Source organism: Geodermatophilus sp. URMC 65 (genome assembly GCF_053502545.1).
In genome coordinates, this window is record NZ_CP199954.1 from 3,895,489 (window position 1) to 3,908,037 (window position 12,549).

The following is a 12,549-nucleotide window of genomic DNA, read 5'->3' on the forward strand; positions in this document are numbered from 1 at the left end:
CGGGACCGGTCAGCTGGTCCGTCGGCCGGGGTGGCGGGGTTGCCTGCCACCCCGGCCGACGCCGTCCCGGGGGACGTCTCAGAGGAGCGAGGGGGGAACGTGCTGGACACCGGGTCGCTGCCCGCACTGCCGCGGGCCGAGCGCTGCGGGGTGCTCGACACCTGGCTCACCGGTCTGCTGGACGAGGCGGCCGCGGGCACCCCGCCGCCCCGCGCGCGCCGAGGTGGTACGCCGCCGCGCACCGGCACCGACGGCGTCGCCCTGATCGCCGTCGGGAGCCTGGGTCGCCGCGAGCCCCCGCCGCACGGCGACCTCGACCTGGTCCTCGTCCACGAGGGGCGCCCGGAGATCGCCGCCCTCGCCGACGCGGTCTGGTACCCGATCTGGGACGCCGGACTGCGCCTGGACCACTCGGTGCGCACCGTCGCCGAGGCCGTCGGCGTGGCCTCCACCGACGTCAAGGCCGGCCTCGGGCTGCTCGACGCCCGCCTCGTCGCCGGGGACGCCGGACTCGCGGCGACCCTGCGCGCGGCCACCCTCGGCAGCTGGCGGCAGTCGGCGTCCCGGCTGCTGCCCCAGCTGCGCGACCTGCGCCGCGGCCGTGCCCGGCAGGTCGGGGAGCTGGCCTTCCTCCTCGAGCCCGACCTCAAGGAGGCCTACGGCGGGCTGCGGGAGGGACAGGTGCTGCGGGCGGTGGCCGCCGCCCAGCTGGCCGACGAACCCACCGCCGAGGTCGAGGGGGCCTACGCGTTCCTGCTCGACGTCCGCGACGAGCTGCGCCGGCGCACCGGCCGACCGGCCGACGTGCTGGTCCGGCAGGAGCAGCGCCCGGTCGCCGTGGCCCTCGGCCTGCCCGACGAGGACGCGCTGCTGCGCGAGGTGAGCCTGGCCGGGCGCCGGCTGGCCTTCGTCGCCGACGAGACCTGGCGGCGGGTGGAGGCCGCGCTGGTCCGCCGTCCCCGCGGCCGGTACCGCCGGGTCCGCCGCGAGCCGCTGGCCGAGGGCGTCGTCCGCCAGGGCGACGAGGTCGTGCTCGCCCGCGACGCCCGCCCCGCCGCCGACCCCGGCCTGGTGCTGCGCGGCGCGGCCGCCGCCGCGCGCGAGGACCTGATGCTCTCCCCGTACACGCTCAAGGTGCTCGCGGTGCACTCCCCGCCGGTCCCCGAGCCGTGGTCGGCGGAGGTGCGCTGGTCGTTCCTGCGGCTGCTGGCCAGCGGGCGGTCCGCGGTGCCGGTCCTCGAGCAGCTGGACCAGGAGGGGCTGCTGTCCCGGCTGCTGCCGGAGTGGGACCGGGTCCGCTCGCTGCCGCAGCGCCACCCCTGGCACCGCTACACCGTCGACCGGCACCTGGTCGAGGCCGCCGCGGCCGCCGCGGAGCTCACCCACGACGTCGACCGGCCCGACCTGCTGCTGGTCGGCGCGTTGCTGCACGACATCGGCAAGGGCTGGCCCGGCGACCACAGCGAGGTCGGCGAGCCGATCGCGGCCCGGATCGCCGCCCGCATGGGCTTCGTCGAGGCCGACGTCGCCACGCTGGCCGCGATGGTGCGCCACCACCTGCTGCTGCCCGACACCGCGACCCGGCGCGACATCGACGACCCCGCCACGATCGACCGGGTGGCCGCGACCATCGGGCACGACCCCGCGTTGCTGCAGCTGCTGCACGCCCTGGCGCAGGCCGACGGCGCCGCGACCAGCTCCTCGGCCTGGTCGCCCTGGAAGGCGCACCTGGTCGCCGCGCTCGTCGCCCGCGTGCAGGCGCGGCTGGGTGGCACCCCGGTGCCCGAACCCGAGCCGGTGCTGCACCCGGGGGAGCCGCAGGTGAGCACCGGCGTCCCGGCCGACGCCGACACCGGCATCTCGGTCGGGGTGGAGGACGTCGCCGACGGCCAGCAGGTGACGATCGTCGCGCCCGACCGGCACGGCCTGTTCAGCCAGCTCGCGGGGGTGCTGGCGCTCAACCAGCTCGACGTGCGCGCCGCCAAGGTCAACGTCGTCGGCGAGCGGGCCACCGCCGTCTTCGCCGTCCGGCCGAGGTTCGGGCGGGCGCCGGTGGCCTCGATCCTGGCCGATGCCGTGCGTGCGGCCCTCGAGGGCACCCTGCCGCTGGCCGAGCGGCTGCGGCAGCGGGAGGCCGACTACCGGCAGGACGCCGCTCGGGGAACGCCACCGCGGGTGTCCTGGCACAACGGCGAGGTGACCGGCGACGCGACCGGCATCGTCGAGGTGCGCGCGGGGGACCGGGCGGGGCTGCTCTACCGGCTGACCGCGGCCCTGGTGACCGAGGGCCTCGACGTCACCTCGGCGCGGATCGAGACCCTCGGCGCCGACGCCGCCGACCACTTCTACGTCGCCAACCCCTCCGGGCAGCCGATCAGCGGCGACCAGCGGGCCCGGGTGGAGGCCGCCCTGGCCGACGCCGTCCGGGGAGCGGTGCCCGACCCGGTGGCTGATCCGGCGGACACGCCGCGCTGAGGTCCGCGGTCCTGTCGTACCCCCGTGCCACCGTCGAGGGGAGAGCGGGACGGAACGGTCCCGCCGACGACGGCAGGAGGCAACCGCATGACCGGCACGTCCTTCGAGGTCGCCGCAGCCGAGAGCAGGGTCTGGCCCTGCCCCTCCTGCGACGGCGACCGGGACTTCGTCCAGCCGCCGTGCGTCGACGGGCACACCGAGGACGGCGGCGAGTGCCCCGAGTGGGCCTGCGCCGACTGCGGGACGGCGGTGTTCTCGGCCGCGCCGGGAGCCACCGTGGCCGCGCCCGCCCGCCGCGCCGCGTAGGAGGAGGACCCTCCCGCTCTCGTCGCGGCCCCGTCCCGAGGCTCGCCCCGAGCTCGCGAGGGGTGAGGAGGACGGGGTCCTTCTACTGGAGGGTGGCCGTTCCAGGACGTCACCTGGCTCGCGGCGGGGCCTTGCGGGTGGGTCGTTCCCGCGCGTCGCCAGGTGCGTACGCGGTCCGGCCGGTCGATCCCGCCGTCCCCCGGCCCGCGCTCGTTAGGCTGGTCGGGAGGTGGCGCGACGGCCCCGGGGTTCCCCGGACGCCGGAGGTCGAGCAGCCGGTCGGAGCGACCGGCCGGCCGCGCCCGCGAGAACTGCTGAGGACGTGCTGTGTTCGAGACCCTCTCCGACCGCCTGGACAAGGTCTTCAGCGGCCTGCGCGGCAAGGGCCGGCTGACCGACGCCGACATCGACGCGACCGCGCGCGAGATCCGCATCGCGCTGCTGGAGGCCGACGTCGCCCTGCCGGTGGTGCGGGCCTTCATCAACGCCGTCAAGGAGCGGGCGCGCGGGGCCGAGGTGTCCCAGGCGCTCAACCCCGCGCAACAGGTCATCAAGATCGTCAACGAGGAGCTCATCGAGATCCTCGGCGGGGAGACCCGGCGGCTGCGCTACGCCAAGCAGTCGCCCACGGTCGTCATGCTCGCCGGTCTGCAGGGCTCCGGTAAGACGACGCTGGCCGGCAAGCTCGGCCGCTGGCTCAAGGCCCAGGGCCACACGCCGCTGCTGGTGGCCGCCGACCTGCAGCGGCCCAACGCGGTCAACCAGCTCGCCATCGTCGCCGGCCAGGCGGGGGTCGACGTCTTCGCGCCCGAGCCGGGCAACGGCGTCGGCGACCCGATCCGCGTCGCCGCCGACTCCATCGAGCACGCGCGGCGCACCATGCACGACGTCGTCGTGGTCGACACCGCCGGCCGGCTGGGCATCGACGCCGAGCTGATGGCGCAGGCCGCTGGCATCCGCGACGCCGTCCGGCCCGACGAGACGCTGTTCGTCGTTGACGCGATGATCGGTCAGGACGCCGTCACCACCGCGGAGGCCTTCCGCGACGGCGTGGGCTTCACCGGCGTCGTCCTCACCAAGCTCGACGGTGACGCGCGCGGTGGTGCGGCGCTCTCGGTCCGCTACGTGACCGGCCAGCCGATCATGTTCGCCTCCACCGGCGAGAAGCTCACCGACTTCGACGTCTTCCACCCCGAGCGGATGGCCTCGCGCATCCTCGGGATGGGCGACGTGCTCACGCTCATCGAGCAGGCCGAGCAGGCGTTCGACGCCGACCAGGCCGAGAAGATGGCCGGCAAGCTCGTCAGCCGCGAGGGCTTCACCCTCGAGGACTTCCTCGAGCAGATGATGGCCATCCGCAAGATGGGCCCGATCGCCAACCTGCTCGGCATGCTGCCCGGCGCCGGGCAGATGAAGGAGCAGCTCAAGCAGGTCGACGACCGCGACCTCGACCGCACCGCGGCGATCATCCGCTCGATGACGCCGGAGGAGCGGGTCAACTCCAAGATCATCAACTCGTCGCGGCGGGTGCGCATCGCCAACGGCTCGGGCGTCACCGTCACCGAGGTCAACCAGCTGCTGGAGCGCTTCGCCCAGGCCCAGAAGATGATGGGCCAGATGGCCGGCAGCATGGGCCTGCCCGGCATGGGCCCGATGTCGAAGAAGGCCCGCGGGCGGCAGATGCAGGCCCAGTCGAAGAAGGGCAAGAAGGGCAAGGGGAAGGGCAGCGCCGCCAAGAAGGGTGGCGGTCCCGCCCGCCGGCCCGTCGGCGCGCCGGGTCTGCCGCCGGGTGCGGGCAACCCCTTCGGTGCCGGGTTCCCGGGCGGTGGGATGCCCGGCGGCATGCCCGGGCTGCCCCCGGGCCAGGGCCTCCCAGATCTCACGAAGCTGAACTTCGACCAGCCCGGGGACGAGCGGCCCTCCCGGTGAGCGGGAGGGCGGGGCAGCCGGCACTGCACCTCTCGGGGGTCGTGCTGCCCGAGGGGGAGCACCGCGACCTGTGGGTCCGCGACGGTCGCGTCACCTCCGACCCGGTTCCTGGCGCCGAGACGGTCAGCCGCGGTGGCTGGCTGGTGCCCGGCCTGGTCGACGCCCACTGCCACGTCGGCATCGGGCGCGGCGGCGTACCCGTCGAGGACCTCGCCGGCCTGCGCGAGCAGGCCCTGACCGAGCGGGGCGCAGGCGTCCTGGCGCTGCGGGACTGCGGCTCCCCGGTCGACACCCGGGCCCTGGACGACGCTCCGGACCTGCCGACGATCGTCCGCGCCGGCCGGCACGTCGCCCGCACCCGCCGCTACATCCCCGGCCTGGCCACCGAGATCGAGCCGGAGGCGCTGGTCGAGGAGGTCCGCGCGCAGGCCCGCCGCGGCGACGGCTGGGTGAAGCTGGTCGGGGACTGGATCGACCGCGGCGTGGGCGACCTCGCGCCCGAGTGGCCGGCCGACGTCCTCGCGGCCGCGATGGCCGCCGCGCACGAGGAGGGCGCCCGGGTCACCGCGCACACCTTCGGCACCGACGCGCTGCCCGGCCTCATCGGCGCGGGCATCGACTGCATCGAGCACGGCACCGGCCTGACCGAGGAGCTCATCGGGCAGATGGCCGCCCGGGGCACCGCCGTCGTCCCGACGCTGGTCAACGTCGAGAACTTCCCCGGTTTCGCCGCGGCGGGGGAGAAGAAGTTCCCGACCTACGCGAGCACGATGCGGCGGCTGTACGCCTCGTCGGGCGCCGTCGTCCGGGCTGCGTTCGAGGCCGGGGTGCCGGTGTTCGCCGGCACGGACGCCGGGGGCGGCATCGACCACGGCCGGATCGCCGACGAGGTGCGCGCCCTGCACGTGGCGGGCATCCCGTCCGAGGCGGCGCTGGCCGCGGCCTCGTGGTCGGCGCGCTCGTGGCTCGGGCTGCCGTGCATCGAGGAGGGGGCGCCGGCCGACCTGGTGGTCTACGACGCCGACCCGCGCGCCGACCTCGACACCCTGGCCCGCCCGCAGCGCATCGTCCTCCGCGGTCGCGTCGTCGCCTGAGGACCGCGCAGGCCGTCCGGAAACGGCTGGCCCCCGCCTGGGAGACTCGGCCCGTGCTCCTTCGCATGTCGACGCTGTTCCTGCGCACCCTGCGCGACGACCCGGCCGACGCCGAGGTCCCGAGCCACCGCCTGCTGGTGCGGGCCGGCTACATCCGGCGGGCCGCGCCCGGCGGCTTCACCTGGCTGCCGCTGGGCTACCGGGTGTTCCGCAACGTCGAGCGCGTCGTCCGCGAGGAGATGGACCGGATGGGCGCGCAGGAGGTGCACTTCCCGGCGCTGCTGCCGCGCGAGCCCTACGAGGCCACCAACCGCTGGACCGAGTACGGCCCCAACCTCTTCCGCCTCCAGGACCGCCGCGGTGCCGACTACCTGCTCGGCCCCACCCACGAGGAGATGTTCACCCTCCTGGTGAAGGACCTGTACGCGTCGTACAAGGACCTGCCGGTCGTGCTGTACCAGATCCAGACGAAGTACCGGGACGAGGCGCGTCCCCGGGCGGGGCTCTTCCGCGGCCGCGAGTTCACGATGAAGGACAGCTACTCCTTCGACGTCGACGACGCCGGCCTGGACAAGAGCTACGCCGCCCACCGCGACGCCTACATCCGGGTCTTCGACCGGCTGGGCCTGGACTACGTCATCGTCTCGGCCATGTCGGGGGCCATGGGCGGGTCCAAGAGCGAGGAGTTCCTGCACCCGACCCCGATCGGCGAGGACACCTTCGTCCGCTCGCCCGGCGGGTACGCCGCCAACGTCGAGGCGGTCAGCACCGTCGTCCCCGAGCCGATCCCGCTCGAGGGGCTGCCCGAGGCCCACGTCGAGGACACCCCCGACACCCCGACCATCCAGACACTGGTCGCGGTCGCGCAGCAGCTGTTCCCGGACGCCGGGTACACCGCCGCGGACACGCTCAAGAACGTCGTCGTCACGCTGGTGCACCCCGACGGCACCCGCGAGCCGCTCGTCGTCGGCATCCCCGGCGACCGCGAGGTCGACACCAAGCGGCTGGAAGCGCAGGTCTCGCCCGCCGAGGTCGAGCCGTTCACCGATTTCGAGGGCCACCCCGAGCTGGTCAAGGGCTACATCGGCCCGCAGGTGCTCGGCGCCGGGAGCGCGTCGGGCATCCGCTACGTCGTCGACCCGCGGGTGGTGACCGGCACCCGGTGGATCACCGGCGCCAACGAGCCGGGCAAGCACGTCTTCGACCTGGTGGCCGGCCGGGACTTCACCTGGGACGGCGTCATCGAGGCCGCCGAGGTGCTGCCCGGCGACCCCGCCCCGGACGGCTCCGGCCCGCTGGAGCTCGCCCGTGGCGTGGAGATGGGCCACATCTTCCAGCTGGGCCGCAAGTACGCCGAGGCGCTCGGTCTCCAGGTGCTCGACGAGAACGGCAAGCTGGTCACGGTCACCATGGGCTCCTACGGCATCGGCGTCTCCCGGGCCGTGGCCGCGATCGCCGAGTCCACCCACGACGAGCTGGGCCTGGTCTGGCCGCGCGAGGTCGCGCCGGCCGACGTGCACGTCGTCGCCACCGGCAAGGACGCCGCGGTGTTCTCGACCGCGGAGGCGCTCGCCCAGGAGCTGGTCGCCGCCGGGCTCACCGTGCTCTACGACGACCGGCCGAAGGTCTCGCCCGGGGTCAAGTTCAAGGACGCCGAGCTGCTCGGGATGCCCACCATCGTCACCGTGGGTCGCGGGCTGGCCGACGGCGTCGTGGAGCTGCGCGACCGGGCGACGGGGGAGCGCGAGGAGGTGCCCGTCGGCGAGGCCGCCGCCCGCGTCCTCGCCGCCGTCCGTCAGTCGCCGGCGGCCAGCGCCCGGTAGCGCGACGGGGTCATGCCGTAGGCCGCGCGGAAGGCACGGCCGAACACCGAGGGGTCGGCGAAGCCGCAGCGGTGGGTGACGGCGGCGAGCGGCAGGTCGCGGGCGCCGCTGCGGGCCAGCTCCTCGCGGGCCCGCTCCAGCCGCCGACGCCGCACGTAGCGGGCCGCCGTCTCCGCCTCGCCGGCGAAGAGCCGGTGCAGCTGCCGGACGGAGACGAAGTGGGCCGCCGCGATGGACCGTGGGTCCAGCGCGGGGTCGGCGAGGTGCTCCTCCACGTGCGCCCGGACGGCGGCGAGCAGGGCCCGATCGCCCGGCGGGGACCCCGCCGGAGGTGGGGGAGCGGCGCCGGCTGCGCTGGTCACCAGCTCGAGCAGCTCGCCGGCCAGCCGGTCACCGGGGTCGGTGCCCACGACGTCCCGGGTGCGCAGCAGGTCGGTCATCATCCGGCCCAGCACCCCGGTGAGACCCGACGAGCCGTCCATCCGCCGGGCAGTGAGCCCGGGGGACGTCGGGCCGGGCCGGCACCAGGTGAGGACCAGCAGCGACCACGCCGGACCCGCCCCTCGGTCTTCGCCGACCTGGGCCGCGCGCCGACCTTCTCGGACAACCGCGTGGAGGTCGAGCCGATGCGACCGGTGGACGCCGCCGCCCCGGCCGGAGTAGCCGGTCGCGCGGATCTGGCATGATGGACGGTCGAACACGGCGGTGGGCGGCCCTCTCACCGTTGCCGGCCGTGTCCAGCCGCACCGCCCCCGGCGTACCCCCACGCGTCGCTCCGGGCGGGCACACGACCTGCGTTCGAGGAGAACACCACACACGTGGCCACCAAGATCAAGCTCATGCGCCTGGGCAAGATGCGCGCGCCGTACTACCGCATCGTCGTCGCCGACTCCCGCACCAAGCGCGAGGGCCGCGTCATCGAGACGATCGGCAAGTACCACCCGAAGGAGGAGCCCTCCTTCATCGAGGTCGACTCCGAGCGGGCGCAGTACTGGCTGGGTGTCGGCGCGCAGCCGACCGAGCCGGTCGCGGCCATCTTCCGGGTCACCGGTGACTGGCAGCAGTTCAAGGGCGAGCCGGCTCCGCCGCCCATGAAGGTCGCCGCCCCGAAGCCGGACAAGAAGGCCCTGTACGAGGAGGCCGTCCGCGCCTCCGGTGAAGAGCCGGCCGCCGGCGCCACCACCCCGAGGAAGAAGGCCGCTCCCAAGGCCGACGAGGCGGTGGCGAGCGACGCCCCCGCCGAGACGCCCGCCGAGTGAGATCGTGCTCGAAGAGGCGCTCGAGCACCTGGTGAAGGGCATCGTCGACCACCCCCAGGACGTCACGGTCGACCTGCTCACCAACCGTCGCGGCAAGACCCTCGAGGTCCGGGTGCACCCCGACGACCTCGGCAAGGTCATCGGTCGCGGCGGCCGCACCGCCAAGGCGCTGCGCACGGTGATGACCGGCGTCGGCGGCCGCGGCCTGCGGGTCGACGTCGTCGACACCGACGGGCGCTGAGCCCCCTCCTCTAGGGCACCACCCGCTGGTGAACGCAGAACCGAACGACCCCACCGACACCGTGGTGGTCGGCCGCATCGGCCGGCCCCACGGTGTCCGTGGTGAGGTGACCGTCGAGGTCCGCACCGACGACCCGGACCTCCGGTTCGCACCGGGTGCGGTCCTGCGCACCGACCCCGTCGACCGCGGGCCGCTCACCGTGGCCGGCCGACGTTGGCACCGCGAGGTGCTCCTGCTCGCCATCGAGGGCGTCGAGAGCCGCGAGGCGGCCGAGGAGCTGCGCAACACCGAGCTGCACGTCGCCGTCGCCGAGCTGCCCGCGCTCGAGGACCCCGACGTCTTCTACGACCACCAGCTGGTCGGCCTGACCGCCCGCCTGCCCGACGGCACCGAGCTGGGCACGGTGGACGCGGTCCGCCACGAGGGCGCCGACCTGCTCGTCGTCCGCCGGGGCGAGGGCCGGGAGCTGCTCGTGCCGTTCGTGACGGCGATCGTCCCGACCGTCGACCTCGCCGGCGGCGCCCTCGTGGTCGACCCACCCGAGGGGCTGCTCGACCTGTGAGCGGCTCCGTCACAGGGCCGGCTCCGCCGGGCGGACGCGGACCGGGGGTACCGAGCGCCCCGTTCCGGGTGGACGTCGTCACGATCTTCCCCGAGTACATGGCGCCGCTGCGGCAGTCGCTGCTGGGCAAGGCTGCCGAGCGCGGCCTGGTCAGCGTCGGCGTGCACGACCTGCGGCAGTGGACCGACGACGTCCACCGCACCGTCGACGACGCTCCCTACGGCGGCGGGCCGGGCATGGTGATGAAGCCCGAGCCGTGGGCGCGGGCGCTGGAGGCCGTCCGCCCGCCGGGCACCCGCCTGGTCGTGCCGACCCCCGCCGGCCGCCCGTTCACCCAGGCCGTGGCCGCCGAGTGGGCGCGTGAGCCCGGGCTGGTCTTCGCCTGCGGCCGGTACGAGGGCATCGACCAGCGGGTCGCCGACTGGGCCGCCGAGACCGGGCCGGTGTCGGAGGTCTCGATCGGCGACTACGTGCTGGCCGGGGGCGAGTCGGCGGTGCTGGTCATGGTCGAGGCCGTGACCCGGCTGCTGCCCGGCGTCGTCGGCAACCGGGAGTCCGTCGAGTACGACTCGCACGCCGACGGCCTGCTCGAGGGCCCGTCCTACACCCGCCCGGCGTCCTGGCGCGGCCACGACGTCCCACCGGTGCTGCTCTCCGGCGACCACGCCGCGATCGCCCGGTGGCGGCGCGCGGAGTCGCTGCGGCGGACCGCGGCCCGGCGTCCGGACCTGCTCGCGGCGCTGCCCGAGAGCGCGCTCACCGCCGCCGACCGCGCCGTCCTCGACGAGTGAGCGAGGGCCCGGTGGGTGTGCGGGCGGTTATGCGGCCGACCGCGCGCGTCGTCGTCCTCGACCCGTCCGGGCGGGTGCTGCTGCTCGGTGCCCGGCTCACCGACCCCGCCATCCCGCCGGGGGACGTGCTGTTCTGGTACACGCCCGGCGGTGGCGTGGAGCCGGGGGAGGGCGTGCGGGAGGCCGCCGCCCGGGAGCTCGCCGAGGAGATCGGCCTGGTCGTCGACCCCGCGCGGCTCGAGGGGCCGGTGTGGTTCCGGCGGCACGTCGGCCCGTTCGCCGGCGTGCAGATCGACTCGCGGGAGACCTTCTTCGTGCTGCGCGACGTGGTGCACGAGGTGGACGCGAGAGGGCGCACGGAGCTCGAGCTGCTCGGCGCCGAGCCGCACCGCTGGTGGAGCGCCGAGGAGGTCGCCGCGAGCGCCGAGACCTTCGCGCCCCGCGGCCTCGCTGACCTGCTGCCGGAGCTGTCCGCCGGCCCGTGGACGGGGCCGCCGCGCTTCGTCGGCTGAAGATGTGGCACAGTAGAGAGCTGCTGCGGACGCATCGCTTCGTCGACGCCGAGCTCCTCCCGGAGCGCAGCGCCCCGGATCGGACAGCCCGGGCGCCTGCTGTCCGCACCGCAACGACATGACCGCTAGGACAGGACTGCCGCGATGAACACCCTGGACGTACTCGACGCCGACTCGCTGCGCGACGACATCCCCGAGTTCCGCCCGGGTGACACCGTCAAGGTGCACGTGCGCGTCATCGAGGGCAACCGTTCCCGCATCCAGGTCTTCCAGGGCGTGGTCATCCGCCGGCAGGGCGGGGGGATCCGCGAGACCTTCACCGTCCGCAAGGTCAGCTTCGGTGTCGGCGTCGAGCGCACCTTCCCGGTGCACACCCCGGTCGTCGAGAAGATCGAGGTGCTGACCCGCGGTGATGTGCGGCGCGCCAAGCTGTACTACCTGCGCGAGCTGCGCGGCAAGGCCGCCAAGATCAAGGAGAAGCGCGAGACCGTCTCGCGCTGACGCTCCGCGCTGACGCGACGCGGGCCGGCCGGTCCGGCCTGACCACGGCGGGTCCTCCGCGGCCGTACGCTGGCTCCGATGAGCAGCGACCGGCCCGGGAGGCCCGCCGACGTCGTTCCGGAGGGGGAGGACCCCCAGGCGACCGGGTCCACCGCCGACACCGGACCCGTCCGCCGTCCCGGTGGCCGCGCCGCGCGCCGGCGCGAGGAGGCCGAGAAGGGCTCGCTGATCCGGGAGCTGCCGGTGCTCCTGCTCATCGCCTTCGTGCTCGCCCTGCTGGTGAAGACCTTCCTGGTGCAGGCGTTCTTCATCCCGTCGGGCTCGATGGAGCGGACGCTGCACGGCTGCCCGGGCTGCACCGGCGACCGCGTCCTGGTCAACAAGGTGCCCTACTGGTTCGGCGAGCCCGAGCCCGGTGACATCGTCGTCTTCGAGGGGCCGGAGAGCTGGTCGCCGGAGGTGGACGTCCAGGAGCCGGGCAACTGGCTCTCCAGCGGCCTGCTGTGGCTGGGCCGGGCCATCGGGGTGGCCCCGCCGAGCGAGGACGACTTCGTCAAGCGGGTCATCGCCACCGGCGGCCAGACGGTGCAGTGCTGTGACACCGAGGGCCGGGTCACCGTGGACGGCGAACCGCTCGAGGAGCCCTACGTCTTCCAGAACACCCCGCTGGAGAGCCGGGCGTTCGGTCCGGTCACCGTTCCCGAGGGCCGGCTGTGGGTCATGGGTGACCACCGCTCCGCGTCGGCGGACTCCAAGGCGCACATCGGCGACGAGTGGTCCGGAACGGTCGCCGTGGACGACGTCGTCGGCAGGGCCGCGCTGATCGTCTGGCCGCTCGACCGTTTCAGCACGCTCGGCTCACCCGACATCCAGGGGACCGAGGCGGCCGGCGTGCCGGTCTCCGGTGCCGCGGCGGTCGCCGCCCCGTACGCCATGGGGCTCGTGGGTGCTGTGCCGCTCACCGCCTGGCGACGGCGACGACGCCTGTCCCGCAGCGACTGACGGATCCCGCGCTCCTCCCTCGACCCGCACGTCCCGGCATCCCCGGGCGTGCGG

Annotated in this window: 13 protein-coding genes; 12 read left to right on the forward strand and 1 reads right to left on the reverse strand. The window is 74.8% G+C overall.

Annotated features, from left to right (window positions below):
• Window positions 1-99: 99 nt before the first annotated feature.
• From ACWIX7_RS18885 to ACWIX7_RS18905, 5 genes are all read left to right on the forward strand, one after another.
• Entirely contained in the window at window positions 100-2,475 is a 2,376-nt protein-coding gene (locus ACWIX7_RS18885; RefSeq protein ID WP_448617951.1) for a [protein-PII] uridylyltransferase, read from the forward strand.
• 87 nt (window positions 2,476-2,562) lie between these two features.
• Window positions 2,563-2,781, forward strand: a complete 219-nt coding sequence (locus ACWIX7_RS18890; protein ID WP_448617952.1) for a hypothetical protein — start codon at window positions 2,563-2,565, stop codon at window positions 2,779-2,781.
• Window positions 2,782-3,108: 327 nt separating this feature from the next.
• Window positions 3,109-4,710: a signal recognition particle protein gene (gene ffh, locus ACWIX7_RS18895; protein ID WP_448617953.1), complete on the forward strand. Its 1,602-nt coding sequence runs from the start codon at window positions 3,109-3,111 to the stop codon at window positions 4,708-4,710.
• Window positions 4,707-5,804: an amidohydrolase family protein gene (locus ACWIX7_RS18900; protein WP_448617954.1), complete on the forward strand. Its 1,098-nt coding sequence runs from the start codon at window positions 4,707-4,709 to the stop codon at window positions 5,802-5,804. Before ffh ends, ACWIX7_RS18900 begins: the two co-directional genes overlap by 4 nt.
• Window positions 5,805-5,869: 65 nt before the next feature.
• On the forward strand, window positions 5,870-7,627 hold the full coding sequence (locus ACWIX7_RS18905) for a proline--tRNA ligase (RefSeq protein WP_448617955.1): 1,758 nt from the start codon (window positions 5,870-5,872) through the stop codon (window positions 7,625-7,627).
• Here the strand turns inward: ACWIX7_RS18905 and ACWIX7_RS18910 are convergent.
• Window positions 7,600-8,109 carry a helix-turn-helix domain-containing protein gene (locus tag ACWIX7_RS18910; protein WP_448617956.1) on the reverse strand — a complete coding sequence of 170 codons (510 nt, stop codon included), beginning with the start codon at window positions 8,107-8,109 and terminating at the stop codon, window positions 7,600-7,602. The two genes, ACWIX7_RS18905 and ACWIX7_RS18910, sit on opposite strands and share 28 nt — an antisense overlap.
• A 336-nt stretch (window positions 8,110-8,445) precedes the next feature.
• Here ACWIX7_RS18910 and rpsP point away from each other — a divergent pair, with 336 nt between their 5' ends.
• The 7 genes from rpsP (at window position 8,446) to lepB (ending at window position 12,495) form a co-directional block, all read left to right on the forward strand.
• Window positions 8,446-8,886, forward strand: a complete 441-nt coding sequence (gene rpsP, locus ACWIX7_RS18915; protein ID WP_448617957.1) for a 30S ribosomal protein S16 — start codon at window positions 8,446-8,448, stop codon at window positions 8,884-8,886.
• Window positions 8,887-8,890: 4 nt separating this feature from the next.
• Complete coding sequence (locus ACWIX7_RS18920; protein WP_448617958.1) at window positions 8,891-9,127, forward strand: RNA-binding protein; 237 nt, start codon at window positions 8,891-8,893, stop codon at window positions 9,125-9,127.
• A 28-nt stretch (window positions 9,128-9,155) separates the two neighbouring features.
• A complete protein-coding gene (rimM, locus tag ACWIX7_RS18925; protein ID WP_448617959.1) occupies window positions 9,156-9,689 on the forward strand; it encodes a ribosome maturation factor RimM in 534 nt (177 codons plus the stop codon).
• 68 nt (window positions 9,690-9,757) lie between these two features.
• Entirely contained in the window at window positions 9,758-10,480 is a 723-nt protein-coding gene (gene trmD, locus ACWIX7_RS18930) for a tRNA (guanosine(37)-N1)-methyltransferase TrmD (protein ID WP_448617960.1), read from the forward strand.
• A gap of 29 nt (window positions 10,481-10,509) precedes the next feature.
• Window positions 10,510-10,992 (forward strand): NUDIX domain-containing protein, encoded by a 483-nt coding sequence (locus ACWIX7_RS18935; protein ID WP_448617961.1) that lies wholly within the window; start codon window positions 10,510-10,512, stop codon window positions 10,990-10,992.
• Window positions 10,993-11,136: 144 nt separating this feature from the next.
• Window positions 11,137-11,493 (forward strand): 50S ribosomal protein L19, encoded by a 357-nt coding sequence (gene rplS / locus ACWIX7_RS18940; RefSeq protein WP_012949994.1) that lies wholly within the window; start codon window positions 11,137-11,139, stop codon window positions 11,491-11,493.
• A gap of 78 nt (window positions 11,494-11,571) precedes the next feature.
• Complete coding sequence (gene lepB / locus ACWIX7_RS18945) at window positions 11,572-12,495, forward strand: signal peptidase I (protein ID WP_448617962.1); 924 nt, start codon at window positions 11,572-11,574, stop codon at window positions 12,493-12,495.
• Window positions 12,496-12,549: the final 54 nt, after the last annotated feature.